This window comes from Myxococcales bacterium (assembly GCA_016706225.1).
GTDB lineage: Bacteria > Myxococcota_A > Polyangia > Polyangiales > Polyangiaceae > JADJKB01.
In genome coordinates this window covers 1-26,625 of record JADJKB010000001.1, presented here as the reverse complement: position 1 = coordinate 26,625, position 26,625 = coordinate 1, and the positions used below count along the sequence as shown (strand labels likewise).

Sequence of the window (26,625 nt, the reverse complement as noted above, 5' to 3'; positions counted from 1 at the left end):
GGTGAACGTGTGTCTCGTTAGAAGTGACTCATGACGTGCACCAAAGCTCGCCCCGGCGTTGAGCGTCTGTCGTTACGCATGCTGCACGCCCCGCTTATTCTACGCTCAGCATGTAGCCCGTCGGTCCGCAAGGCACCGAAACCAACGAGGTCGTGACGCCGGACGCGGCGATCACCGGTTTTTCAGCCGTGCGCGAGTGGCGCTAGGACTCAGTCTGCGCTCAGTACTGCGAAGAGCGTAATTACACCACCTGCATGTGGGAATCGGAGTTCACGGTCAGGATGTCAGATGGTTATCCCATATGGCAGCCGCCTAACTCACGTTGCACCTCGCCGCTTGCCAGTCTTGCTGACTTCCACGTTCGTTCTGCGCCCGCGGGCGACCAGACTGATGCGGCACTCGCCCGCGTCTGTCGCGCCTTGCCGACTGGACGACTTGACGCTCAAACTGTCGGGTGAACGTGTGTCTCGTTATACCGGTGTATTTCGGACGGGAACGATCACGCGAAATCACCGGCGCTTTGCTGACTGTCTTTGCGGTCTCAGAGTTCCTCCGCTTCCGTCCCATCGCGGCTGAGCCCGCAGCGCTGAGCCGGCTGTTGCGCTCGAAAAGCCCCCCATGCATCCGGTCGCGTTATGACGACCCCGGACCGCGCTCGCGCTCGAGGACGAGCCGACTGTTGAGCACCCGTCGCCGCGCCCTAGACGCCAACGCCTTGCCGACTGGAGCCGATCAGCGGGAAGGCGGGCGAGCCGGGCAGCGAGTCCGGAGATCACGCGCCGCGCCGCACGTTGGCGCTCACGGTCTCCGTTTCCAGCCACAACCGTGGTTCCACCATTGTATCACTCGTGCACCGCCGGAACGCGGGTCTTGCTGACTTCACCGTCCGTTCTGCTGATGGCCGGCGCTCGTCTAGACTTGTCGCCGGCCTGCGAAACGCCGCGCTGTCTGCTAGGCGATGTTCCTCGTGTCTGCGGGTGAACGTGCTCTCGTTAAGGACGGATTGTGATGCCGCGCATCAGCGTAGAACCCGAAGCCCGAGAGTTCATCGTTGAGCGGATCGCGCGCTTCAAAACCGTAGCGGCCCAAGAGCTTCAGTGGCAAACCGAGTACGTTCGCACCAACCAGGCTCTGCCACTACATCGGTGGACCGAGACCTTTCGCCATTCGCCCCGACGGCGACCTGGTGCGATGGTCGACGGAAGAGCGAGTGGCCTGGCGTCCGACCTCTCTGGCTGGCGCCATCTGGATCACCAGCGCGCTTGTCCAAGGTGCGAAACGGTACCCGCAGCCTGTACATCCTGGATTCCGGACCGGTCGACAGACGCCAGGACATGACGACCGCGGGGGCACCGGCACGATCGTGGGGCGTGCCTGGCCCTGTCGCCCGACAATGTGGTCTGCAGGTGCGGCGGAATCGGCTGGCTTCCAGCCGGCAATGTCCAACCTTCGTTGCACCCGCCGAACGCCGGTCTTGCCGACTTCACCGTCTGCTCTGAGTTTCCGCGGGCGACCACTCTGATGCGGCACTCGCCCGCGTCTGGTAGCGCCTCGCCGATTGACGATTTGACGCTCGGCGTTCGCGGGTGACCGTGTGTCTCGTTATGCGGCTGCGAAGAGACGTCGCGTACTTTCAGCTCGAACGTCGACGCCCGACTTGGCCACCGGCACGGCGTGGTACGCTTGGTGCGATGTCTCGCATCGACCTCATTCTCGCGGAAGCGCTCGAGCTCCCCGGACGACGAGCGCGCTCAGCTTGCGTCTGGGGCCTGGCCGGGAGCTCGTCTCGACACCAGCGCCGTCTGCTCACGACGCTGGGTGGAGAACTTGCGCGGCGGGTCGAGCGCCTTTCGTGATGGCACCGCGAATACCGTCTCCGCACGGGACGCGTTCTCGATGGCTCGAGCCGCAGTGGCTGCTCGCCGTGCCTGAAGTCCTCGACGCGGCCTCGCGTGAGCTCGCCGTCGCAACGCTGTCGGGTATGAGGAGATTGGTCCGGCTCCGGCCCCGCTTCATCGACGAAGCCGAGGGAAGCTTCCGGCTGCTCGAAGAGTTCCCTGCTCGGCCCGCCTTGGGTGCTGGAGGGCGTCCCTCCCGGCGTTCGGCATGTCGTTCTGCGCACGTTCCCCTGTCGGTCATCTACGTCGATGATCCGCGCGTCGTGGTCGTCGCGTTTTTGGGCAACCAGGGAGCCGCTGTATTGATCGATAGACTCCGGAAGCAGGTCAGGTGACCGGCCCCGCATAACTCACGTTGGCAACTGCCGAACGCCGGCCCCTGCTGACTTTACCGTCCGTTCCGCTTCCGCGGGCGGACCATACTGATGCGGCACTCGCCCGCGTCTGCAGCGCCTTTGCCGGCTGTCGACTTGACGCTCGGCGTTCCGCGGGGTGAACGTGTCTCGTTATGCAGCGGATGAGTTCTCGGACCTTCTCGATACCGACGACCGCAAGCGGACGCCCGTCGTCGTGACACAGGTTGGCCGGGTCGCGCAGCGCACAGACTCCGTTCCACGCACTCGTAGGGTGGGTTGCAGGTGGGACCCGAGAGCGAGCACGGTTCGCCCTTGTTGGGCCGGGGCATGGTGGTGCCGGACGAGCCGCTCAGGGCGCATCGGTAATTCGCCGCAACGCAGTAGACCCCAGCGCCGCCGCAGCTTCTCCGCTTCCGTGAAGCTGGGATCGCCACGCACGTTGAACCTACGCAGCGCGCTCCCTGAAATGGGTCACAGTCTTGAAGGCCCGTGCACGTCGCGCCGGACGCCCCTGCCTTGATGCACTTCCCCGTGCAAAAACAGACCGTACCCGCACTCGGCGGTGACATTGCAGGACGCGCTCAACTGCTTTGAGGCGACGCACGTGCCGCCCCGGGAACCATGAGCCGCCAGAACAGTAGCCGTCACATCGCGCCACCGGCCCAGGCACGCACTTGCCGCAACCACTCGCCCCAATCGCGCATCCTCGCTGCTCGAACACCGGGGTCCCTGTTGCGCACTTGGCGCCCGCGGTCAGGTTGCCAGGCGGGAAGCAACTCGCCAGGCCGGGGACGCCGGACGAAACTTGTTCCGCCATACCAGAACCTGTCGCATGTCGCGGCCAGTGCCGTCTGTGCGCAGGACAGGAGACCGGATGACGTCAGCGTTGCTACCGAAGCGCCGAGGCGTGCAGGCACCCCACTGACCCCGTCGGCCTCGCAGTTTGGGTCTTTGAACAGGCCCGCGACCACCGGCATGCAAGTGGCGACCTTCTCGCACGCTGTTTTCGCGAGCAGGGGTACTTCGCGCCGACGAGCTCGGGCGCCTCCGGCCGTGTTTGCGGCGCCGGCCGCGTCTGCAGCGCCCCCGCCGTCGCTCGTGCTTCCAGTCCCCCGAGCCGCCGGCGTCGCCCGCACCCCGGAGCCCGATGTGCCGCCGGCTCCAGCGCCCGCCCGCCGGTTGAACCCGCACTTCCTGTCGCGCCCCCCCGCCGCCGGTTTCATCGGCGTTGCCTCCACAGGAAGCTGCCGACACCGCAACCGAGAGACTACGAAGATGCCCCGCGCATTGTGATGTTCAGAACCCTAGCGTGGATCGCGTCGGGCAGAGAGGAGCCGAGCGTCGCAAGGCGACGCGAGCGACAGTCCCGTGAATCACCGTAGTGGTGCCTGCATAACTCACGTTGCACCTGACGAACGCCGGCCTTGCTGACTTCACCGTCCGTTCTGCTTCCGCGGCCGACCATTCTGATTCGGCACTCGCCCGCGTTTGTGGCGCCGCGTGGATTGATGACTTGACGCTCGGCGTTTGCGGTGAACGTGTGTCCCGTTATGCCGCTGTCTTCTGACCCGAAACGATCACGCAAGATCACCAGCGCGTTGCCGACCGTCTGTGCGCCGCGCTGTAGGTCTCAGAGTCCCCGCCCGGTGCCGCGCGCGACCCCGAGCGTCGTGTCGACCGTGGCGCGGTGAACAGAAGCCGCGCGAGCTGGCGCCCAAGTTCCGAGATCACGGCGCCGTGTTGCACGATGGCGCTCACGGCCTCCGTGCCTCGAACAACCGTGGTTCCACCACGGCATAACTCGCGTTCCACCCGCCGAACGCGGGTCATGCCGACTTCAGCGTTCGTCGCGCGACGGCCGGCGCCCTTCTGTCTACGGCTTGCGCCGGCCTGCGAAAACGCCATACGCTGTCTGATACGATGTTCCTCGCGTTTGCGGGTGAACGTGTCTTGTTGGATAAGTGGAACGACCCGCCAGGCTCAAGAGGGTCTGTTCGGTGGGATTCGCTTTCGTTGTCGAGAGGTGAAGCGGACGAGACAGTGGTCGAGGTGGGCGTTATCGACGGTTGATCACGCTGATAACCGAGGGGTCGAGCTGAGCTCGCCTCATGTTCTGGTCCGTCGGGAGCCGCTCTGACTAGACTCGCGCGGTCGGAACCGCATAACGAATTCGAGGGATTCTCCGTGCCGTTGCCGGCCTCGACCACTGACCGATCCGCTTCACTGTTCTGGCGCCCGTCTCGGCGCAGCGCCCTTTCTTTCGGCCTCGACGCCGATGGCCCAGATGAATCCGACGAGCAGTGAGCAATCGCGGTGACGATCTTGCCGGTGGGCTTGGTTCTGCTGGTCAGTCGCGAAAAATCGTCGGTGCAGTCGCTCTTGAGCCTTCCAGGCGATGGCAGCGACTTGTGGCGTGAGGGACCCTGAAGCTGCTTCTTGGCGCACGTTCAGCTTGGGCCGATGCCCGTAGTGCCATGCCGCTTCGACCAAGACCCGGCGAAGATGTGCGTTGCCGGCCTTTGTGATGGCACCGCGACGGTCTCGAGCGCCACTCGAGTGCTCCGAGGGGTCCAGGCCGGTGTAGCTCATCACCTGGGGGCGACACGTGAACCTGGCGAACGTCCCTAGCTCGGTGGCAAGCGTGATGGCGGTGATCTTCGCAACGCCGCAGTGCTTGGAGCGCGTCGATGACCGCCTTTATTTCCGTCGGCGCAGTTATAGCTTCGTTGATTGCGCTTTCCAAACGCACGAGCCCGTTGGGGCCTCGTGGTCGACGGTTAGAATGTAGTCGAGCAGAGTCACGTTTTGCGCAGCGTACGGCAGCGTCAACCCTCGAACCCATTGCCACCAAGTCACCGTCCACGGTCGCGGAGCCCTCTGCCTGTCGCTGGCCGTTCCGCAGCAGGTACTTCGTCTCAGCTGATGCTTCCTCTTCCGGAGCTCGTCCTTCTTGCCGCCTCACGAGCGCGAATCAAGTCCCGCAGCGCCTCGTGCTCAGCATTGGGGACCCAGACTGCTAGGTGAGATCCCCGCCGTGGTACGAACGCGCGAGCTTCCGGCGTCGCGTCGATCCGTTTTGACTCGGTCGCCCGGCTTGGTCGGGATCAAGATGGCGCTAACGACTTCGCAGTAGCCACGCCCAACTTCTGTGAGCCGCCAGTACAAGACGGGCCCCGGTCGGGCCTGCCTCGTAGCAAACGCGTGAGACTGCTCGCGTCGCCGAGCTTGCCGATGAGGCGGCGGATTGCCTCGAGCCGAGATTCGCCAGATGGTCCCTAAGACCTCGCGACACCGCGACCTCGACGATCGTCTACCGAAATCGTTTCCGCGTGATCGTCCATGCCGACGTGTATCGTGTAACCTTGCCCATGGACCGGCTCTTCACGTGTAGCCCCGCGTGCTGCCTGCACGTAACCTACGACTTCGTGAACTCGAGCCGGTCGTCCCATTCTGACTCAGACGGGCAGGTGATCGGTGACGGCGCCCGCCTCCCAAGCTTCGATGTTCTGTGAGCAGGTCGTCCGGGAAGGCCACGTGTTCACGTTCCTCTCCGATGATGCTTTCCTCGTTTTCCGATGCCCGACGGCGAAACCGTTCCGTTCTGGTCCAGCCTCCTCCTGCCTGAAGACCATCCAGCGCGCGCATCCAAAGTTCCGCGCTTACGTGTCCGGGACGACATCGCGTTGGATACCTTCCCTCGACAAGGTCAGTTCCGCAACTGGCTGACGAAGGACTGCGAGTTGGCGTCAACTGGTCCGGCAAACGTCTGACGGGTACGACATCGCGCCAAAGCCGAACTCCGGGAAAATCTTCGTACTGGCAGTCCAAGAAGCGACCACCAACGCTTCGACATGCAGAGTCCGATTGACGGTGCCGTCTAACAGGACGTTGCAGCAGACGAACGCCGGTTTTCCTTCTGGGAATGTCGTCTCTGGCTGCCCGCGTGGGGCTAGCGCCTCCCCTTCTGGCAAAGTTCGCGCCACCCCGCGCTTGTGTGATATTGTTGGGTGGTGTTTTCCTGGCGCTCGCTGCCGGAACGCTAGAATCGTTAGGCAGACATGGAAACCAGATGCGTCCGTGAGTGGATCAAACCCGGCAGCATCGAAGCTGTCCCCGCGAATGGGTTTCGCACGATCAACGCCCGCCGCGTCGAGGGCGTTAGCGACTCTTGTGGATGAGCAGATCCAACTGGAATCTGTAATCCTCGAATCCGCCGAGATGGGCAGTATCTCATCTATTACCTCCGCGGCGCCGACCCGTCGCAAGCTGACAAGGTCACGAAGACGTCTCAACACCCCATTGACGCTTACCACTCTGAGTTCATGCGCCACCATACTGAGAAGGGTGTTCCACCGGAGTTGCTGGTGACCTGGAAGCATGATGCGCTCGCTGCCTAACTCACGCCCTGAGGCGGACCCCAAGCCCTATTGAGTTGCTGCACCGCAAACGCGAGCAGGGGGAGCCACGCTTTTGGAGTGTGGTCAGGTAGCGTGATTCGTCGTAGCGGGTCCGGTCGAGCCAGCAGCGTTGAATGATCTGATCCATTTGAAAGCGAGGGAGCGGACTGCGGCGTTGTGTGACGAGCCCCTGGCGCGCTGCTTCTCGTAGAAGGCCTTGGCCCAAAACGAGCGCGGAATGGTCTGCTCGGTCCACTCGACGAAGGTTTGGCGGAGGAACTTTGGTGCAGGCGTAGCGCCATCGGACCCAGCTCTTGTTCCCGCTGCGCTTTCGGTGACCTGGCGCGATGCCCATGCACTCCGACGGCAGCGGGGTGGTAACTGCTCGCGACGCTTCGCCGAAGGTAGTCAGCAGTCGAGGAGCCAGCGCAGGACCGGCTCTAGGGAGCGAGTCCGAAGAGCCCGAAGTCGGGTAGCCACTCGGCCAAGGTCGCGATCCCTGACGTCGAACTGCTCGATGGCGGCGCAGACGGCACGGAGTTGCGGCAGAAGGAGCTGGACCATGAACCGAGCGGGGCTCGATGGCACCAGCGTCGGTCGTGAGCGGCCGTTCGCTGTGGAGCTCTTCGGAGGCGGCGGTCGATGACGGCCTTCTGTCGAACGTGTGTGGCCGTGGAAGAACGCGACCATTTGTCTCGCGGCGAGCCTCTGGGCGTCCTGGAGGGTCGGCCAGCGCTCGATGAAGTCGATGAACACGTCGGTCCACTTGTCGCGAAAAACCAGCCCAGAACCTGGGGGGGTAATAGGCCTTGAGTGGAGCCGTGATGCGGTTATGATGCGCACCCGGTCCTCGACGAAGGCGCGGCGTTCCGGCGACGAGAGACGGAGCTGTCGCATGGGAGCGCTTTCCCCGTTTGAGTGGCGGAAGCTTCTCCTGATGGCGCAGCAGGAGCTCCAGGATCAGCCTGCGTCGGTGGGGTCAGTCCTTGCGTTGCTGGGCACGAAGGTCTTGCGGTAGCCGGCGACGGTGCCGGGCCTCACCGGGCAGACGACGATGAAGCCGTGCTCGAGGCGAGGCCGTGACGATCGGGCCTTCCTCGGAGCTCGACGGGCCACGGCGACCGGGGCACCGGCGAAGCGCCCACGGAGTCGAGCAACTACGCTTCAAGAGCGGCCGGGCGGTGAGGAACGACCTCGCGCTCCAGACCCCTGTTGCCAGGGACAATGAGGCAGACATCGTGCTTCTTGTCGGCCCAGTCCAACCCGGAAGAATGGAACCGAGACTTTCTCTCCACCGCCCTCCCGGCTATTCTTGGGGTGGGGAAAAGCAGGGGCCCCCCCCCGCGAAGGCATTATGGTGGGCGGGTGGGAGGGGCTTCCCGGGAGGACTGTAAAGGGTGAGAAGTAACACCCCGGGGTTCGAATGGGAGTAGGAGAGCAACACCCGCTCGAGGTAGCAGATTGGAAGCCTGGGGGTGCATGTCCCCCTTCCCCTCCTCGGGTGTGAGCAGAAGTGGGAGAAGCAGAACGAGCGGCCAAAGAACATGTTGCACCCGCCAAATCGGAGGAGACTTTTGGCCAACCGACCTCCTGGGGTTGCTATTGTTGGGGTGGGGAAAAGCGGGGGCCCCCCCCCGCGAAGGCAACAGGGGGAGCGGGTGGGAGCGGCTTCCCGGAGGATTCGTAAAGGGCGAGGCACACCCCGGGGTTCGAATGGGAGTAGGAGCAACAACCGCTCGACGTTGCAGATTGGTAGCCCGCGGGCGTGTCCCGCTTCCATCCTCCGGTCTGAGCAGAAGTCTGGAGAAGCAGAACGGAGCGGCCATATCACGCCGTACCCGCCGGACCCATCAGCGACACCGGGATGATTTCGCGGACGTGGCCGCCAGGCTCGGCTGCGAAGCGGAGGTTATCAGTGGCAAGTGGACGGAAGATCGAGGACGAGGCAGAGGCGCGCCGGTGCCTGGCCGCAGCGAAGCGGAAGGGCCTGAGCGCCGGAGAGTGGGCCCGGGCGCACGACATCGACGGGCGGTCTCTGAACGCGTGGCGGGTGAATCTCGGGCGGCGGGGAGCGAGCGCTCAACCGCGACGGCGAAAGTCGAAGGCGGCAGCGACGGCGCGCGCTCTGGTCGAGCTTGTTCCGGCTTCGCCGAGCGTCGCCGTGGCTGGCAGGGGTCGATACGTTCTCGAGGTTGCCAGGGCTCGGGGAGTTCGGCGACGACGTTTCGGTCGAGACGCTGCACCGGGTACTCGAGGCTTTGCGCTCGTGCTGAGCCTTCCTCCGACGGTGCGCGTGTTCGTGGCGGTGGCCCCGCTCGACATGCGCGGCTCCTTCGACGCTCTCGCCGGCGCCGTGCGCGGCATGGGGCTCGATCCGGTCTTATGTGGCGGCCACCGCTATGCAGCGCGCATCCTTGCGCAGCAAGGCGTGCTCGGAAATTCTTGATCAAGGACGTCACATATTGCGGCGTCGCTCCGACGTGCAGCGGGAAGGAGGCTCGCTTTGCTGGAGTCGACGTTCAAGTATCCTGCAGTGCTTCGCCGCATGCGCATTGGGCCGCTCGGCGCCAAGATTGACGCCATCGGTGACGAGTTCGCCCGCCTCGGCTATTCGCGGGCGACGCGGCGTCGCTACCTCAGTCTGATCGCGACATTCAGCAGATACGCGCTCCGGCGCGGATGTACGCGGCCGGAGTCCGTTGACCGTTTGCTCGTCGACCGATTCCTTCGCACCGTCCGCGCGGTGAGCACGCGATCAGTCGTGCGCACTGCGCTCGGCCACGTGCTTCGCCACCTGGGACGACTTGGGCAAGGGCAATTCCGCCGTAACGTAGTCGAGCGATGTCTGCCCAGCGGCGCTCGAGATGCTTCGATCGTCCGTGCCTACGAGGTCTACCTCCGGGACGTGCGTGGTCTGCAGCCATCGTCGATCGATGAGCTGGTCCTTCATGCACGGCGTGCGTTGAGGTGGTTTCGTTCTCGAAACCCGGGTCGCGCTCTTCGGACGCTCGGCGGCGCGGACGTGTTGGCGTTCGTGGGGCACCTGGCCACCACCATAGCCGTGCGGGCGACCATGTTCGCGGCCGTGTCGCATCTCCGCCAGCTGCTGCGCTTCCTTCACGGGCAGGGCCTGCTGCACCGTGATCTTGTGCGAGTCGTTCCAAGCGTTCCATACTGGCAGCATTCGAAGATTCCCCGTCATCTCGCGTGGGGTGATGTGCGCGCGACGATCGACTTGATCGACTCGTCGACGCCGACTGGCAAGCGGGACCTCGCGATGCTGCTGCTATTCGCGACAACCGGCCTACGGAGCCAGGAGGTGCGACGGCTCGAGCTGGGCGACATCGACTGGCGTGCCGCTAGGTTGCACATCCGTCGGACGAAGACCCGCCGCGAGAGGGTCGTGCCGCTCACGGCGGAAGCCGGAAGAGCGCTCGCCGACTACATCTTGCGTGGGCGACCGGCGCATGCAGCTGCCGCGGTGTTCCTACGACACGTCGCGCCGGCGGGACCGCTGCGTTTGAGCAGCACTGTTGCCGCCATCGTGCGGCGTCGACTGCGAGATCGTGGACATCGGCCCGCCTGGGCCGGCGCTCACCTCTTGCGTCACAGCCTCGCGACGCGTCTCGTGCAGCAAGGGCGGTCAATCAAGGAGGTTGCGGACTTGATGGGCCATCGCCAGATCGACACCACGGCGATCTACGTCAAGGTCGCCCTGCCGCAACTCGCCCGCGTCGCGCTGCCCTTCCCGGGAGTGGACCCATGAGCGTCTTCGCTGCATTCCTTGCAGAGAAAGTCGCCGACTACATCCGGCTCCGCCGGTCGCTTGGATACGTCTTCAAGGTGCAGGCGGCGACGCTGCGGGAGTTCGTGAGGTTCGTCAAGGTTCGCCGAGTCCGGGGGCCGCTCACAAGCAACCTCGCCGTCGCCTTCGTGCTCACGTGCAACGTGACCCCAGCCGTTCGCGCGCGGCGCTATTCGGTCTTGGCTCGCTTCGCCGACTACCTCGCCATTTTCAACGTGCGCACGCCCATCCTCGATCCGCAGGCGTTTCCGCGGCCACGGTCGACGCCGCCGGCGCGGATCCTCGACGATGAAGAGCTGGCGCGGCTCCTGACCGCAGCGCGGTCGATCAAGCGACCGCACGCGCTGTTCGGCGAGACGCTGTACACGCTGATCGGCGTTCTTGCCAGCACCGGACTACGGTCCGGCGAAGCACTGCGGCTCGACCGCACCGATGTCGATCTCACGACCGGCGTCTTGCAAGTCCGGCAATCCAAGTTCCGAAAGGATCGGCTCGTCCCGGTCCACCCCAGTACGTGCGCGCAGCTGCGAGCCTACGCCGCTGTGCGCGACAATGCCTTCCCGCGCTCCTCCTCCGCCGCAGCGTTCTTCGTCAGCTCACGCGGGCACCGCCTTCCTCGGACCACGTTTGGCGCGGCATTTCGGGTGGCGCGCACGATGGCCGGCCTCGCTACCGGGCGACCGCGGGTGCTGCGTCCGCACGACCTCCGGCACCGCTTTGCGACCCGGCGACTCGCTGACTGGTACCGCGACGGAGTCGATGTCCAGGCGCAGCTTCCGGTACTGGCCGTATACCTCGGCCACGTTCGGTATAGCGACACCGCGTACTACATCACTGGCACGCCGGAACTGCTTGGACTTGCCGCGGCGCGCGCCTTCGCGCCCGGAGGCGAATTTCGATGAGGCGGACCTCCACCTCACTCGCGGGGTTACTCGAGTCGTTCTTTCGCCATCGGTTGACCATGCAGCGAAACGCCAGCCCTGCGACGGTTGCGAGCTACCGCGATGCTTTGCGGCTGCTCGTGCTCTACGCAGCCGAGCGTGCTCGCCGGCAACCGTGCGAGCTAGGCGTCGCTGACCTTGATCGCGACATCATCCTGGCGTTCCTTGATCACCTCGAGCAGCAGCGTCACAACGGACCAAAGACTCGAAACTCCCGCCTGACGGCAATCCGCTCCTTCTTCCGCCACGTGGCCGCCTGCGACCCTGCGTCGCTTGGCATAGCCCAACGAGTGTTGTCGATCCCCTCGAAACGGACGACGACCAAGGTGCCACGGCACCTCGCGGCTGCCGACCTCGATGCGCTCCTTGCTGCGCCGGATGCGCGGACGGTGCAGGGCCGTCGAGACCGCGCCTTCATGCTGTTCCTCGCTCGCACAGGCGCGCGAGTCTCTGAGGCCGTCGGGGTCGATGTCGCCGACCTGCAGCTTGAGCGCCCCTGCCAGGTGCTACTCCACGGCAAGGGCCGCAAGGAGCGTGTCGTTCCTCTCGCTGGGGATCTCGTGCTCGCACTTCGCGCCATCTGTCGTGAGCGTGAGCTCGGTGCCCACGCGCACCGCCCAATCTTTGTCGGCGCGCGGGGCGAGCGGCTGACTCGCTTTGGTGCTGCCCATGTCGTCCGGCGCGCCCTCATGCGCAGCGCTCTGGGACAACCCCCTCCGCGCGTGTCACCCCACGTATTCCGGCACACGCTAGCGATGCAGCTGTTGCGAAACCGCGTAGACCTCGTGACGATCCAGGCCTGGCTCGGACACGCCCAAGTAGCAACGACGCACCGCTACGCCGAGGCTGATGTCGAGATGATGCGCGAGGCCTTGGCGGGGGCCGGCGTCAGCACCGGGAGAACCCCGCGATACAAGCCGACGGACGCGGTTCTGCGTCTCCTGGAAAGCGTCGGGAATATGTGACGACGCCGTGCGACCGCGAGCAGCGAAAGAGCCTCTGTCCCTCGCGTCACGTGCTGTTCCGCGACATAACGACGGCCGCTACATAAGACCGACTATGCGTCGCGACGCATAGCCGGTCGACGGCCACTTGTATCTCTTCCTCAACAAGCGCAGGCGGATCGCGAAGGCTCTGTGGTTCGACGGGTCGGGCTGGTGTGTTCTCGCCAAGCGGCTCGAGGCTGGGAGTTTTCAGCTTCCGCTGCTGGACGGCGACAAACCGCAGGTGGTGATCGACGGCTCGGCGTTCGCCTCGCTGCTGGCCGGGATCGACTTCACAGCGGCGCGGCGCGGCTGGTACCGGCGGCCTCGATTCGAAAAAGCACGCAAGGATCGACACGGATCTCCAAGTATGATCTCTACTCGTCCGTGGACGGCCTGGAAGCGCTGCGCAAGGAGAATGCAGAGCTCCGCAAGCAGAGCGAGGCCCTCCGCGCGCAAGTCGCGCAGCTCATCGCCGAGCTCGCACGGCTCAACGAGCGCGTCTCGGAGCTGCTCGCCGTAGCACAGCGTAAGCAGCGAAAGGCTCCTGCCCCGGCGCTGCAGCGCCGCCCGTTGCTCCGCCCGTCGTCGAGGGAGAAGCCCGGCGCGCTTTCGAGGATCGCCCCAAGGCCCCCGACAAGCCCGCCATCGAGCCTCCGCCGAAGAAGAAGGCGAGGCCCACGGGGCGCAAGCCGATCCCCGGCCACCTCGAAGCCGAAGAGCACGAGCTCCGCCCCGATGCGTGCGGCGAGTGCGGCGGCGCTGCCCTGGACGTTGTCGACGAGCTCGTCGAGGAGAAGCTCCACGTCGTCAAGGAGCACCAGCGCCGGCGCGTGGTTCGTCGCTACACGTGTCGCTGCCGCGCGTGTGGCGAGCGCACGACGCTGCGCTCTCTGCCTGCGCCCTACGAGCGCTCGAAGGTCACGTGCGAGTGGCTCGCGTGGCTCGTCTACCAGAAGTTCTGGCTACTCACTCCGCTCGACCGCATTCGGCGTGACCTCGCCGAGCGCGGCATTCCCGTCGCGATGAGCACGCTCGTGACTTTCATCGAGCGCGCTGCCGACCTGCTGTCGGGTGTCGACGGCTTGCACTGGAAGCAGCTGCTCGCCGGCTCCTGGATGGCCACCGACGGCACCGGGTTGAAGGTCATCATCAAGAAGCTCCCCGCCGCGCACAACGGCTATGTGGAGCTCTATCGAAACCACGAGGTCGCGGTCTTCCAGTACGAGCCCGACAAGAGCGGCCAGGTCGTCGCCGCGAAGCTCAGGCCCTTCCGAGGCACCCTCACCGCCGATGCCGAGCATCGCTTCAATGAAGTCTTCGCCTCAGGCCGCGTGCTCGAAGCCGGGTGCAATGCGCACGGCCGCCGCAAGTTCCGCGACGCAGAAGACACCCAGCCGGTGCTCGCTCTCGAAGGCGGCAAATTCCTGGGCGCGATCTACGGAGAAGAGGGAGAGGCGCAGAAGCTCGGCCTGGTCGGAGAGGCTCTCAGAGAACATCGCCAGCGGTGCATTCGCCCCATCGTCCAGGACTTCGAGCGCTGGCGCGACGCCGTCGAGCCGACGCTCTTGCCCTCCGAGCCGCTGGCGGCGGCGATTCGGTACTACAAGAACCATCGGGACGCGCTCTTCCGCTTCGTCGACGACCCGCTGGTCCCCATCGACAACTCTCCCACCGAGCGCGAGTTCCAGAACGTCGCCAAGCTGCGCCTCAACATGCTTTTCGCCGGCAGCACAGAAGGCGCCCACCGCGCTTGCGTGCTCCTCGGCATCATCGCCACCTGTCGGGCTCAAGGTGTTCCCGCGCAGGCCTATCTCACCTGGGCATTCGAGCGCCTCGGAACCCACCGCGATGTCTTCGCGCTTCCGCTCGAGGCGCTGACCCCGGCCGCGTTCAAGAAGACCCTCGGCTGAGCCCCACGCACGATTCCACGCGCCGCGCATCCCGGCGTCGCTGATCGGTCACAGCGCTACTGACGTGTGCGGAAATCGCAGAAACGTGGGGGACCTCGTAGCCCGACGCGCCGTTCGTACCGTTCAGATATGACTTGTCCGGGTCAGCGTAGGCTAGGCTGCGATTACTGCTGCCGTTGTACTCAAGGGTGCCTCCGACCACGAGGCCGTTTCGGAGCTTGTTGCACACGTTCTTTCCGGAGTCGTTGCCGGCGGCTGCGGCCACAAGCGGGTATGGCGACACGGACGCCTTGTAGTCGAAGAAGATGTCGTGTGCGTTCGGGTCCGACCCCGTGCCGGTACACGCGCTGTGACTGATGACGGTGGCGCCATTGGTCGTCGCCCAGTTCAACGCGCTGGCGTAAACGTCGGGGCCGTTCGTCGCGCAGTCCCCGTAGTTCGCCATAATCGTAGTCGCATCGTTGGCCATTCCCAAGATCCCGGTGGAGCGACGGACCACGCCCATCGCACCGCGCGAATGATCGCCCCGGTTTTGAGCCCCGGGGCAGTGGCATTTGCGACCCACACCGTATTCGTCGATACAAGATCCTGAAGGCGCACCGGGCAAGTTTGCCCACGAGTCCGGGAACTTGCCTTCATAGGTCGCGACCGTGACCCCCGTGCCGTCGTAGCCGAAGTAGTCCGGCCAGCTCTCGACCGTGGTGTAGTAAAACGTGTCAGCTAGGAGCGTGTGCTCCGCCTCACTCGGCACGCGATCGATCCTCCAGACCTCGGGCCAGGTACCGACGGTGTCGAGGACGGCCAGCTTCGCCCGCGCGCGAATGACTGGAATGCCGTACTCCACAGGCGCGAGCAGATCCGAGACGACGCCGACGCCCTCCGCGGAGAGCTTGCCGGCGAGCTGGAGGGCGCCGGTGCGGATTCGGGACTCGGCCGAGGCGGACGCAGCAGCTGCCGCGAGAGGCTCGCCAACCAGCCACTCCTTCTCCGGCGCATCGGCCTGGTCCACGTAGAACCAGACGTACACCTCGTGCGCTTCGTCCTCTGCCTTCTCCATGGACGCGCGGAAGTCGGGCTGGATGCCAGCATGCCAGGAGTGGAACGCCGCATTATCAGCCTCCCTGAGCTGATTCAGGTCGACCTGCTTTCCCGCCGCGTCGTCCCTCGAGACCATCGCCGGAACGCCGCCAGCGACGGGGTTGCAGATCCGGCTTGTCACCGAGGCGCCGATGTACCGGAGGACGGTGTGTTCCTCCTTCAGGATACCGTTCTCACACGACGCAGTAGTGAGAGCCGCCTGGGCTGCCTCGTAATCGGATGGAAGGCGTTCCGAACCGCACGCCGAGAGGACGAACGCGCTGATCACAGTCAGCCAGACCAAGCGTGCGTGCGTGCGTGCCAGAGCCATGCCGCCGCTCCGCGACATCCAGTGCATGCGCCCAATCGCCAGAAGCTCCCCAATTCACCCATGTCCGCCTCCCATGTCCACGCCGCGCTCGGATTGTATTGCAATTCGAGGCTCGTCCAAATGTGCGAAACGTCGCACACTGTCGCACTGCCTGCGCTCTCGTACGCTGCACCCATCCGAGCTCCTCGCCGCTCCTGCATCCGGTCAACTTCCGCATAGCCACCGGCCAGGCTCCGGCGTGCCGCGCACCGGCTCCGCCCAACCCGACGATTGCCGAACTGCGCCGCGACCGCGTCCGCCGCGCGCACCCGCCTTCGCGCGGCGCACTCCCGCAATCGCCCTTCTCATTCCGCCGCGCGCACCCGCCTTCGCGCGGCGCACTCCCGCAATCGCCCTTCTCGTTATCTCTGGGTTCCGTTGCGGGCGGAACGAGGGCTCTGGAAAAACCGCCGACCAAGCGGCTTGCCAGGTCGTTGCCAGAACGGGTCGAGCATTCACCGTGGGGGTCGTCACCGGACGCGGGCATCTGCCGATTCGTGACCCCCGGCGGTGGTGACGAGGCGCTCGAGGGGCCGGCAACCGCCGGGTGCTCTCGAGCCACTCATCGCGGAGGTCTCTCGTCGTGCCCAGGCCGCCGGTTGATGCGTCCGCCTACAAGCCTCCGCCCGCACGGGGAGATCAGCTCGAGCTGCTCGGCGAGAAGGATGATGCGCCGGTCGGGCGGAGGCGCTGGGCGTGGTTGTTGGCGCACGTGTTCGCCGCTGGTGTGGATACGTGCCCGCGTTGCTCCGGCCCGATGAGGTGGGCAGAGGTCGCCACCAGTCGCGCGGCCATCACGCGGCTGATTGCGGAGCACGAGGACGGCCAAGGCTCGAGAGCGCCGCCCAGAGCGAGAGTCCCCATCCGTGTGCCCGAGCAATTGGGGATGGGGTTCGGGGAAGGTTGAGGCGACGCGCGGCTTCGCTGGGGGCGGAGGTGTGCGTCGTGTGCGCGGCGGCGCGGAAGATCGAGCTCAGTGGAGGAAGCGTCGACGCGGATCGGCGGCGGGGGTCGGGGTGCGGGACGTGATCTCGACCTGAAGCCGTCGAGCGCGTACTCTCGGCTTGGTGGATTTTGGCAGTTCAAATGCCCTACGCGCCAGAGGCGAAGTTGTGCCCCCGCCTCCTGATTTGACCTCGCCAAAGCACCCGGCTGCGGGATCATCACGCTGAGCACGGGTTCGCGGGCTGACCTCGACCCGCGCACGCCAGCCGCGTATCCCTGGGCTCGGTGGGTTTTGGCAGTTCACTTTTCCTACGCGCAATCGTTGGCGCACGCTTGACGGTCTCGTGTTGCAGAGCCTACTCTGAGAGAGTCGCTTGGGGAGGTCGTGATGCAGGTGCATGTTCGATTGATCGGCGTCGCGTTGATTGCCGCTACGGCCGGATGTTCGAGCGGCGAGAACGAGCCGGCGGGCGCCGTCGCCGCGGCCCTCACTAACGGGCAGCCCGCGGGGATTCCGGATCTCCTGGGCGTCGCCGCTCTCAATGTTCCTCCGGCCGGATGCACTGCCACGCTGATCGGTCCACGGACGATCATCATGGCCGCGCATTGTGCTCTTCCTTTCTCACAAGGCTGCCAGGCGTTCACGCCGGATCTCGACCTCATCGACGTGGTCTTCGCTGACGAGCAGGGGAATCCGGTCGGTCCAGGCGCGCAGACGGTCCGTGTCCTCGGCTTGTCTTGGCATCCGCTCGCGTACGGCAACCGCGTCACGAACTGCCCGAATCCACCGCCTCCCCTTCCATCGTGTCCGGGCCAGCCGGGCCCTCAGTTTCAGGGGCCGTCGTGCGCCTTCACCTTGAGCTGCCTCCCCCAGGGCGGCCGAATGGCGCTCCATTTCGAGAACGACGTCGCGATCGGATACCTCGCCTCGGCGCCAGTCGGCATCGACCCCATCCCCGTTATCGCGGGCACCGCGTTCGCTGACCCATCGAAAGGGCTCGTTGCGTTCCCGGGTATCAACGACTGGTTGGACGGGCAACCGATTGTTACGCAGGTCGGCTACGGCGGGGGCTCGACTCCGTGGCCCGCGCCCGGCGGTGGAACGTTTGGCGGTCGAGACGCTGGATCGGCTCGCGCTTTTGCGCGCAATGCAACGATTGATCGAAATGACACGTGTGGCTCGAACGTGCAGGTGTTCGTCAACCGGCCGATGCTGCATGTCGATGCGCCCAACCCGCAAAATGTGTGGGTCGCGGGTGGAGACTCGGGCGGGCCCACGCTCCTTGGCCCGGGCCAGGTTGCGTCAGGCATGGATCCGCCGACGGCGCTTCCTCCTTCATCGGGTCTTGCACCGCGCCGGTACCTCGCTTCCGTAAATTCTTTGGATGCGGACTACGTCGACCCAAGTACGGGCACGACAATCCAAGCCGGCTTGAACGCGATGACGTTCGATGCGGGAAACGGCACCTGGTTGTTGACCCGAATCGATGACATCGACGGCGACGGTGTTCCCAACGAAGCCGACAACTGCGTGGGAATTGCGAACAGCGATCAAGCGAACTGCAACGTGGACGCCGAGATCGAGCGCCAGGGCGAAGAAATGGGTGACGCATGCGATCCGGTGGCGTGTCCCCAGGTGAAGGCGCCGCTCCAGGGGGAGTTGGTTGTTGATTTCAAAGGCGATGAGTGCGGCGGCATCTCCACGATTCGGAGGCTGCGCACACAAGTAACGCCGGTGCCCGGCGGCTCGAGCAATCCTGTCAACGGGGTCGTCGTCGCGCAGTCCAACATACGAACCGCGTTTAGGTTCTGCCAGAAGGATGCCGATATCGGCTCCACATGCAGCCAGACCGACGGCCAGCGGCGCGAGTCGCATTTCTACATCGTCGCCGTCGCGCCCCCGGTCAACCCATGGCTCCCGATGTCCTTCGCCGGGCTCACGCTCGGTGCGGATGCCTTCTACAACTACCCGTCGATGCAAACGCCGCTCGATTGGGCGTACTGGTCCAACCGATCAACGTGGATCGGAAACGGGTGGATTACCGACCCAGGAACCCCAACAAAAACGCCGAATGTTTCCGAGGCGGCGTGGAAGACGTCGTCGAAGCTCGATGGCGTACTCGGCGCGCACGCGGGTACTAACACCTTTCCTCCCTCGACGGACCTGCTGGGCACGACTTACCAGCCCTCGAACGGCGTCCATCCCACACCCAACCTTGGCGATGGCTTTGGAGAGGGCGCGGGACTGGCTCGGAACTACGTGAACCTCGCGCCCGATGCCGTCACGCAGCAGCTCGTCATCGACAAGTGCCTCACGTGCCCAGCGCCATGCATCCCATTTGACGTCTTCAAGAAGCTTCGGTGGTGCCCGCACTGCGCTCGCCCGTCCCTCTGGTGGAAAGGCATCGATCCAACGGACGGACTTCTTGCGCCCACCAGTTTGGGGGGTTGGGGCCTCGTCGATTCGGAGGGGCGCGTCGTTCCCGTAGACGAAATTCTAGGCACGACTTTCCGCAACAAGCTCGCAGATCCGACGCTTCGCTACGTCGCGGCCGCGGAGCCATACGCCGGACTTGGCGCGACATCGACCGGTTTCGTTCAAGGTGTCTTCGTCAACAGCGACGGAACCGACATGGACAGCTTCGTTGCGGTCAATGTGCAGGGTTCGTTCCAGGTGCAGCAACGCGTGATGCCCGCCGGAGTGACCGCGACGGCGGCCCCCCTATCGCCACGGCACGGCTACGTCCCGGTTTACAGCCGCATTCTCGATGCGGTTCTGATTGTTGGCGGCCGCCATGATTCGACCGGCGCACTGACACGCGAAGTCTGGGCATTGCCCGCGCACGCGCCAGGTGGTGCCGGCGTCCATCAGAGACTCATCTTCCCTGGGTACGAGCCGGAAGTTGTGCTTGCCGCTACAGTTGCGTCGGCCGAGCGCCGCTGGCTACTTCTACGTGACGGAGAGAGGCAAGAAGAGGCGTTTGCACGTCACGCAGCTGGCTCAATTGACCGCAAAGCCAGGCGCGTTCGTGGATCTCGGTGCTTGCTTCTGAGGCGCGCATCATGGCTCGCCGCGGCGCGATTGTGGTCGGGACGTGTTCCCTTGCCGCGCTCGCGCTACGCGCGTGCGGAGGAGATGAGACCCAGTCCGTTTCAATCGACGCTAGCGCGGAAGTCGGAGTTGATGCACTGCACGATTTTTCCTTGCCAGAAGCCCCTCTGTCTGATGCGAAGAGCGACACGACCGACGCGGGCAACTCTTGTCCGAAGAAGGCCTTTCCAACGGACGTTCCACAGGGTTGGGTCGAGTATCCGGTCTTCGGCTGCAAGTACCGCCTTTACGTCCCAGGATCGTCGGTGTCGTTGCCGAGTGCGCTTGCGTGGGAGGGCTGCACGGATACAGGCCCGAGCAGCTACAGCTGCAAGCAGCTCAAGGTTGATTGGCCAAATCCTGAACCCTACGCGATTGGCGGGTACCCCAGCGGCTATGAGGACTCCGCCGGCCGGATCGTGCTCCAGTTGCGCAAAGTCTACGCCTCAGCGCCGATCAACGGCGAGCCCGCGCGTGCGACGATGGCCCTCGTTGCAGAGGCGGACGGTCCAGTTCGACAAGCCTTCTGGCAGTCGGCACACACCAACCCGCAAAACCCCGCCTGGTACATCTTCCAGACCGGGATCTCGGGGGGGCGGTCCGCTTGGTCGCTCAGGGACCAAGACGCCAAGGCACCACGCGTCGCAGGAATAGGCGGGATGGACACCGACTTGCAGCCGCCGCTGCTCTTCGATCTTCCGGAAGCCGATCCGCTCGCCGGCTCGCCGCACGCGGGCGCTGCCCACTACGCCGTCGTAAAGGCCGTGCTGAGAATCGGCAGTTGGGCCGGGAAGGATCTGGGCGTCGTCTGGCCGGGTGGACTCGATCTGGTAGCTCCGACATGGGCGGGGTCTGCGTTGCTCTGGACGGGGGAATCGATTGCACGGTCGGAGTTGTTGACGTGGACCGAGACAAATGGCGCGGTGCCACTTGTAACCTTCGGCACGGATGCTTCAAGAAGCGCTGCCAGCGGTGGAACCGACGGCAAGGATCTAGTGTGGTTGCAAGGAGAGGAACGCACGCTCGACGCATCGACCGACGGGACGTTTCCAAAGCGATCGATCATGGCTGCACCGTTCACAACGGATGCGAAGGCACTTCAGCCGAAGCGCCTCCGCTCGTGGCAACCGAACGATATTTGGGGACCGACCAAGCCGGCGGTCGGCTGCGGGTACGCCGCTTACTCACACATCCCGGACCCCACTAAACCCGCGTACCAAATCCTGATCGTCCGCCTCGCTGATGGTGTTTCGTGGATCCTCGATAGCCCGCTCGACAACCACTGGCGTTGGGGCCGACCGATCGCCATGACATGCAAGGAGATGTTCGTTTCGTACGGCAAGTTCGCCGTCGAACGATTGCGCCGAGTTCAGCTTGATTCGCTGGGCGCTGGGATCCCGCCAGACTGAGGTGGCGCCGGCTTTGCTCGCGCCAACATCCGTGATCGGTTAAGCGGCTGCATGGCGTGAACTCACCGAATTACCGCGCCGCCGGCAGGACGGCAGGCTCGAGCTGACGTTCAAGAAGGTGTGGCGGGACGGCACGCGCGCGCTGCTGCTCGAGCCCCACGATCTGATCGCGCGGCTGGTGGCAGCCCAGCTGCGGCGCTCGTCGCCGACAACTACCGCACACTCGAGGCCGCTGCCGACCAGAACGTCATCGCGCCGCTGCCGTCCTTCGTGAAGGACGAGTTCTCGGGCTACCTCGACTGCGGGGTGCTCGGGCGAGGCTTCGGATTTCTTCAGTGCAAGAACGCAGCGTGCCGCCAGAAGCTCCTGGCCGCGTTGGGCTGCATTCCATACTGCACCTCCTGTGCACGAGCTGTCGCCGCTTGCCGCGAGATCGCTCCGGGACGTGCAGAATGCAGCACCACAGGGCGCTGAGCAAGTGCGGAGATCTCGCCGTCTGCTCGGCTATGGCGGCGGTCACGTCGAGAGCGCCGGTGGTTCATACAGATGCTCGCCTTCGGCGCTCGCCAAGAATGACCCACCTCTGCTCGGGAGAATCGACCCGGCTTCTTGATCGGGTAAATCGTGGTGCACCGATTTCGGCGTTGGTGCGAAGAAGCCGCAGGCCCCGGTAGGGGCGCTGCGGCTTCCGAAGCGGAGGTCAGGTCGCCGTTAGCCGGAGGGATCGCGCAAGGACGGGCCGTCGATGGTGACGGTGTGGCACTGGTGGCGGATGCGGCTGAGCAGAGCGTCGCAGAGGGCCTTGTTGCCGAGGAAGTTCTGCCACTCTTCGTAGCCGAGGTTGGTGGTGATGATCGTGGCCTTCCGCTTGTAGCGCTCCTCCATCAGACGGAAGAAGACGTTGGTCTGCTCGGGCCGAAGATTCAGGTATCCCATCTCGTCGATGACGAGCAGATCCACGCGGGCGAGGCGGTTGAGCAGTTTGCGTGACGAGCGGTCAGCGAGCGAGGCGTACATCTCGTCGAACAAGTCCTGCGCTTTGAGGAAGAGCCCGCGGTAGCCGTTCTGGAGGGCCTTCAGGAGCAGGCCGGTGGCGAGTCCTGTCTTGCCCACGCCGGTGCCACCGATGAAGACCAGATTCTCGGCGCGGGCAACGAAGTCGAGGCTGGCGAAGCCGCGGATCTGGCGAGCGGAGATCCCCGGCTGGCGCTTGAAGGGGAACGACTCGATGGTCCACTGCTCAGGCATGGCGGCGCGCTTGATGCGCCAGTTGAGGGGCGGACTCTTGCTTGTTGTGCCACTCGGCGCGCAGCAAACGGAGCAGGAACTCGCCGTAGGTGAGCTGCTTTTTCTCGGCGTGCTGAAGCTCCTCTTCGATGATCTGGCGGACCTTGCTGAGGTGCAGGGTCTTGAGCAGCTGATGGACTCGTCGTCGCGCATGGGTCACTCCTGCTCGTCGTCGGGGTCGCGACGCGGGAAGTAGTCGTGGCGGATGTTGCGCAGGATCATGGTCTCTGATGCGCTCGAGGTCGTAGAGGCCGTAGCGAGCTGCGTCGCGGAGCGCGTCGATGAGCGGTGGCTGCGGATAGTCGCGCAACAGGCGGCGAAGCTGGCGCAGGCGGGCAACGCCCCGTCCTCGAGGTGCGCGCCGGTGCAGCTCGGTGACCCAGGTGGCGAGCCTGGGGAGCTCGGCGTGCAGCTGGCGCTCCTCGGCGACGAGCTGCTCGTCGCGGCGCTGCCTGTGCTCGGCGCGCTCCGGCTCGGGGAGCCGCACTCGCTTCGGGCCATCCACCCGGCGCGGATGGGTGGCAACCACGCGCGCCCATCGAACAGCTGGATCTCGGTCTTGGTCTCGCGCACCTCGAGCTGGTGACCGATGTAGCGAGCGGGCACTTCGTAGCGAAACGTGTGGACGTTGACGTAGCTCTCGAGGTCGACGAGGCGGGTGTGGATGCGATAGACGGGTGAGCGCCAGGCGGGCAACGGGACGAGCAGGTGGCTCTCGGCCGCGAAGAGATCGCGGCGAGCGGCGTGGAGCTTGCGGCTGAAGGCGGCGTTGATCTTGTCGCACCAGATGACGGCTTCGCGGTTGGCGTGGTCGAAGTCGTGGAACTTGCGCCCAACGAGGAAGTTGTTCTGCACGAAGTCGAACAGGCCCTCGACCACGGCGGAGCGGTTGGCGTCGCCCTTCTCGTGGGCGCGGAACTCGAAGCCGCGCGCTTCACCGAAGGATGCCATCTCGGGCACGGGAACCATGTCTTCGCCGGTGCCGCGCAGCACGATGACGCTGCTGTTGTCGACCATGCAGATGGGGCAGGTGCCGCCCACGTAGTCGAAGGAGTCATCGAGGAAGACCTTGCCTCGAACCGCGTGAACTGCGGGTACAGCTGGACGTAGGCCAGCCGCGAGTAGGCGAGCGCGAGCCCTGCGATCTGCACGGCCCTCTCGCGCCCGCCGATGTCAGCGAAGTGGGGAGACGTCGTGCTGCATCTCCTTGCCTGGCTGATGGTCGTAGCGTCCCGCAGGCTTCTTTGGCTCGTGCCCGATGCCGTGACGGCGACAGTACGCGGTCAGGGTCGGGTACGAGCTGTGCGCCCTGGGCCGCAAGCTCCTCGTGAACGCGCACGAGGTTGCCCTTGCACTCGTGGACCAGCTGGACGAGCTCGTCGTGGTACGGCTCGGCTTTCTCGCTGCGGTCGAGGGCTGGGACATCGGTCGCTCCCATGCGATGACCCGCCGAACCGCGTTGCGTGAGATGCCGAGCATGCGAGCGATGACGCGCTTTGCCATGACCCGCTTGTTGCAGGGGTGAGGATGGTGGCTCGAGTCGTCTCATCCAACATCGGGAACCTCCTTCTCGATGGTGCTGACCAAGTGCTCGACGTCGCGGCGCGCGCCAGCAGCAAGTCCGCCGCAAGCGCGCCTGCTCCGGCGGCAACAGCTGCTGAACGACCCCACCCCGGACTCGAGTCAGCGCGCGCCGGGCGATGCCACCCACGGCGCCGACGTCTCGCTCGAGCTCTTGCGCCGGGTCGTCGGGCTTGCCGCCGCGTGGCTCGCTGGCACGCAGAAGCAGCTCCGGGTGCAGCAGCAACTGCTCGCGGCTCGTCTCGCTGCCGCGTGCAAACGCAGCGCACAAGAGCGCCGTCTGCCGCGTGCTCGGGCGGAGCGGGGGCGAGGGCCTGGCCAGGGCGATGGCGCCCGCGCGGTTGGCGCGCGCCAAAGGCAACAGGTGTTTCATGGCGGCGTGCGGGGACAGCTTTCCGTCGCGCACCAGCTGCTGGATTGCTTCGGGCAGCGTCGCGGCCAGGCCGAGCCGGCGGCTCACCCAGCTCGGGCTGCGACCGAAGCGGCGGGCCAGATCTTCGAGCGACAGCTCGAATCGCTCCTGGAGCTTCGCGCACCAGCCATGCCTGCTCGAGCGCGCTCTCCCCCCCTCGGCCGCGCGCATCAGCCGCCCGAGCAGCAGCGCCTCCGGCTCGGGCAGGTCCCAGCAGGTGGCGCGGACCAGATCCTGGCCGAGCTTGTAAAGCCCTCAGACCCGCTTGTAGCCGTCGACCAGGATGTGGCGGCCGGCGTCTGTCGCCGCGATCACGACTACCGGCAGCTGCTGGCCGTCGCGAGCCAGGGACGCCACAACCCGGCTGTCGCGCTCGCGGCTCGTCGTCCGCAGCGCCTCGTACCGGCGGTCCAGCTGGTGGAGCTCGAGGTCCATGGCCACCGCGACGGTCGCAAATCCTCAGCCCGTGGTCCGTCTCCTCTCGTATCTCGCCGCCGCCGTCACAGACCCAGCTCCCGAAGCTCCGTCAGCTCGCCTCGAGAACTGCGAACGCCGTGATGGTGGAGCGCACCGCCGCCACCGCGCGCCTGAGCTTTTCCCCCGCGAGAACGCCGGTTTGTGCGCTGCCCACGGCCCGATCGAGCAACTGCTCGGCCTGCGAGACCAGGCCACGGAGCCTACCCAGCAGGGCCCCGCCCATCACCGTCGTCTTCTCGCATCTCGCGCGCGTTGGCCCCAGCGCCATCGCCGCTGGTAGTCCCTGCTCTCGGCGGAATGGGACCACCACGTCCTGGTAGTTCTCGGCCGTCATCTCCTTGTTATTGGCGCGCCACTCGCGGCACTGCTTCGCGTGCCGGCCTCGCTGGCACTCGGGCGCGCCACAGGTGACCTGGCGCTCACGAACTCTTGGGTCTGGAACGAACTCGCCGCTACACTGCACGCAGCGGCAGGCGGTTGTTGAATTCATCCGGGCATGGTGTCCGGCCATCATCTCCTGCCGCTACTTCCATCCCGACCACGGGCTCGGCCACGGAGGCGAGAGCGGACAAGCTCGGACGATCTGCGGCACCCCGACCGCTCCGGCGCAACGGCTGCCCCACGCCACAGCTCTCGCCTCTGTGGCGAGCACCGCGCCGCTCATCGCGCTCCGCGCGCCACGCCGTTACCGCGGCGCGGCCCAGCTCAGCGTCACCCGCAAGGGTGGTCACTTCTGACGAGCGGAGGCGGGTCAATTCTGCCGAGCGCCTAAGTGCTCGCCCGTGTCATCCACGCGATACGCGCGGATCCCGAGCTTTCCCTGCGCGAGTTTTTGCCTCTCACGCCGCTGCCCGTGATGCCGAGCAGGCGGCCGGGCTCGTTAGCCGTCAGCAGCCCAGTCTTGCGCAGCCGCACGCGGCGCGGCACGAGCCGGTGCGAGCGACGCGCGTTTGATTCGCTGCGCATCGAATGCCTTGCCCATACCGAGCGGATCCCTTGCTCGTTCAAGATGACGGCGATCTCGGCGTCGGTGTGATCGTCGAGCAGCCGGTCGATCTGCGCGACGACGCCAGCGGGGGTCCTGTAACGCAGGCACGGGGCAAGGCCTGGCAACGCTCAGCGCCTTGGCGGCGCCGCCCCTGAAGCGGATGTTGGCGGTGACCTGTTCGCCTTTGACGAGCGTCACATCCTCGATCAGCAGCCGGACCATCCGCTTCCTGTCGCGTTGCGGTGTCTCGAGTGGGCCCACAGCTTCGGAAAGTCTCGCGCCAGAGCGAGGATGCGCGTCTGGCGCTGTTCATCGAACACCAGAGCGTCGCTTCGCTGCTTGCGTTCGTAATCGCGCTGCGCCTCGGCGGCTGCGCGCAGTTTGTCGTTCCAGTCAGCCTCGAGCGAATCGGCCACCATCCGGTTGTCCGGGTGCACGCGCATGAAGCGTTGCCGTGCAAGGCCGGCCTCGTATTGAGCACGTTCGACGTTGCGGTGACGTAGCTGGTCGGCTTGCTCGAATTGGGCTTGCAGCTCGTGTTGCACGGCGAGCGACACCGCGAGCGCAACCGGTGTCATCAATTCGATGAGCAGCTCGCCGACCGCGTCATCCAGCGCGGCGCTTCCACACACTCGACTGGACGGTGTGTTCGCCGAAGAGGCCGGCGAACTGGCGTTCCTGCGCTCCCTTCCTCA

The 26,625-nt window shown here is 65.5% G+C and carries 19 protein-coding genes and 1 pseudogene; 10 read left to right on the top strand and 10 right to left on the bottom strand.

Annotated features, from left to right (window positions below):
* Nucleotides 1-4,474: 4,474 nt before the first annotated feature.
* Nucleotides 4,475-4,909 (bottom strand): IS110 family transposase, encoded by a 435-nt coding sequence (locus tag IPI67_00100; protein ID MBK7578580.1) that lies wholly within the window; start codon nucleotides 4,907-4,909, stop codon nucleotides 4,475-4,477.
* Nucleotides 4,910-8,917: 4,008 nt separating this feature from the next.
* Between IPI67_00100 and IPI67_00095 the strand changes: the two genes are divergently transcribed.
* Nucleotides 8,918-9,097, top strand: coding sequence for a hypothetical protein (locus IPI67_00095; GenBank protein ID MBK7578579.1), 180 nt, complete (start codon nucleotides 8,918-8,920; stop codon nucleotides 9,095-9,097).
* A 309-nt stretch (nucleotides 9,098-9,406) separates the two neighbouring features.
* On the opposite strand, the gene IPI67_00090 is transcribed toward IPI67_00095, so the two are convergent.
* The gene (locus tag IPI67_00090) at nucleotides 9,407-9,835 is read right to left on the bottom strand and encodes a hypothetical protein (GenBank protein ID MBK7578578.1); all 429 of its coding nucleotides are present in this window, start codon (nucleotides 9,833-9,835) and stop codon (nucleotides 9,407-9,409) included.
* On the opposite strand from IPI67_00090, the gene IPI67_00085 reads away from it, so the two are divergent.
* From IPI67_00085 to IPI67_00065, 5 genes are all read left to right on the top strand, one after another.
* Complete coding sequence (locus IPI67_00085; GenBank protein ID MBK7578577.1) at nucleotides 9,725-10,417, top strand: tyrosine-type recombinase/integrase; 693 nt, start codon at nucleotides 9,725-9,727, stop codon at nucleotides 10,415-10,417. The two genes, IPI67_00090 and IPI67_00085, sit on opposite strands and share 111 nt — an antisense overlap.
* Nucleotides 10,414-11,358 carry a tyrosine-type recombinase/integrase gene (locus tag IPI67_00080; protein ID MBK7578576.1) on the top strand — a complete coding sequence of 315 codons (945 nt, stop codon included), beginning with the start codon at nucleotides 10,414-10,416 and terminating at the stop codon, nucleotides 11,356-11,358. Before IPI67_00085 ends, IPI67_00080 begins: the two co-directional genes overlap by 4 nt.
* A complete protein-coding gene (locus IPI67_00075; GenBank protein ID MBK7578575.1) occupies nucleotides 11,355-12,362 on the top strand; it encodes a tyrosine-type recombinase/integrase in 1,008 nt (335 codons plus the stop codon). Before IPI67_00080 ends, IPI67_00075 begins: the two co-directional genes overlap by 4 nt.
* A gap of 127 nt (nucleotides 12,363-12,489) precedes the next feature.
* The gene (locus IPI67_00070; protein MBK7578574.1) at nucleotides 12,490-12,903 is read left to right on the top strand and encodes an IS66 family insertion sequence element accessory protein TnpB; all 414 of its coding nucleotides are present in this window, start codon (nucleotides 12,490-12,492) and stop codon (nucleotides 12,901-12,903) included.
* Between the two features lie 124 nt (nucleotides 12,904-13,027).
* Nucleotides 13,028-14,293 carry an IS66 family transposase gene (locus IPI67_00065; protein ID MBK7578573.1) on the top strand — a complete coding sequence of 422 codons (1,266 nt, stop codon included), beginning with the start codon at nucleotides 13,028-13,030 and terminating at the stop codon, nucleotides 14,291-14,293.
* On the opposite strand, the gene IPI67_00060 is transcribed toward IPI67_00065, so the two are convergent.
* Nucleotides 14,274-15,728, bottom strand: a complete 1,455-nt coding sequence (locus tag IPI67_00060; GenBank protein ID MBK7578572.1) for a hypothetical protein — start codon at nucleotides 15,726-15,728, stop codon at nucleotides 14,274-14,276. The genes IPI67_00065 and IPI67_00060 overlap by 20 nt on opposite strands.
* Before the next feature lie 595 nt (nucleotides 15,729-16,323).
* Here IPI67_00060 and IPI67_00055 point away from each other — a divergent pair.
* Nucleotides 16,324-16,647, top strand: coding sequence for a hypothetical protein (locus IPI67_00055; protein MBK7578571.1), 324 nt, complete (start codon nucleotides 16,324-16,326; stop codon nucleotides 16,645-16,647).
* A 1,374-nt stretch (nucleotides 16,648-18,021) separates the two neighbouring features.
* Here the strand turns inward: IPI67_00055 and IPI67_00050 are convergent.
* On the bottom strand, nucleotides 18,022-18,561 hold the full coding sequence (locus IPI67_00050) for a hypothetical protein (protein ID MBK7578570.1): 540 nt from the start codon (nucleotides 18,559-18,561) through the stop codon (nucleotides 18,022-18,024).
* A gap of 1,328 nt (nucleotides 18,562-19,889) precedes the next feature.
* Here IPI67_00050 and IPI67_00045 point away from each other — a divergent pair.
* Both IPI67_00045 and IPI67_00040 read left to right on the top strand, forming a co-directional pair.
* Complete coding sequence (locus IPI67_00045) at nucleotides 19,890-21,185, top strand: hypothetical protein (GenBank protein MBK7578569.1); 1,296 nt, start codon at nucleotides 19,890-19,892, stop codon at nucleotides 21,183-21,185.
* A gap of 120 nt (nucleotides 21,186-21,305) precedes the next feature.
* Complete coding sequence (locus IPI67_00040; protein ID MBK7578568.1) at nucleotides 21,306-21,659, top strand: hypothetical protein; 354 nt, start codon at nucleotides 21,306-21,308, stop codon at nucleotides 21,657-21,659.
* A gap of 237 nt (nucleotides 21,660-21,896) precedes the next feature.
* Here IPI67_00040 and IPI67_00035 read toward each other — a convergent pair.
* Nucleotides 21,897-22,632 (bottom strand): annotated as a pseudogene (locus IPI67_00035) (ATP-binding protein).
* Complete coding sequence (locus IPI67_00030; protein MBK7578567.1) at nucleotides 22,629-23,513, bottom strand: hypothetical protein; 885 nt, start codon at nucleotides 23,511-23,513, stop codon at nucleotides 22,629-22,631. Before IPI67_00030 ends, IPI67_00035 begins: the two are co-directional and overlap by 4 nt.
* Nucleotides 23,514-23,799: 286 nt before the next feature.
* On the opposite strand from IPI67_00030, the gene IPI67_00025 reads away from it, so the two are divergent.
* On the top strand, nucleotides 23,800-23,997 hold the full coding sequence (locus IPI67_00025; GenBank protein ID MBK7578566.1) for a hypothetical protein: 198 nt from the start codon (nucleotides 23,800-23,802) through the stop codon (nucleotides 23,995-23,997).
* A 723-nt stretch (nucleotides 23,998-24,720) separates the two neighbouring features.
* Here IPI67_00025 and IPI67_00020 read toward each other — a convergent pair.
* The 4 genes from IPI67_00020 to IPI67_00005 all read right to left on the bottom strand — a co-directional run bounded on the left by IPI67_00020 (nucleotide 24,721) and on the right by IPI67_00005 (nucleotide 26,487).
* Nucleotides 24,721-24,900, bottom strand: a complete 180-nt coding sequence (locus IPI67_00020; GenBank protein MBK7578565.1) for a ParB N-terminal domain-containing protein — start codon at nucleotides 24,898-24,900, stop codon at nucleotides 24,721-24,723.
* Nucleotides 24,901-24,991: 91 nt separating this feature from the next.
* Nucleotides 24,992-25,432: a hypothetical protein gene (locus tag IPI67_00015; GenBank protein ID MBK7578564.1), complete on the bottom strand. Its 441-nt coding sequence runs from the start codon at nucleotides 25,430-25,432 to the stop codon at nucleotides 24,992-24,994.
* 278 nt (nucleotides 25,433-25,710) lie between these two features.
* On the bottom strand, nucleotides 25,711-26,055 hold the full coding sequence (locus tag IPI67_00010) for a hypothetical protein (GenBank protein ID MBK7578563.1): 345 nt from the start codon (nucleotides 26,053-26,055) through the stop codon (nucleotides 25,711-25,713).
* Nucleotides 26,056-26,136: 81 nt separating this feature from the next.
* Entirely contained in the window at nucleotides 26,137-26,487 is a 351-nt protein-coding gene (locus tag IPI67_00005; GenBank protein MBK7578562.1) for a hypothetical protein, read from the bottom strand.
* Between the last annotated feature and the right edge of the window lie 138 nt (nucleotides 26,488-26,625).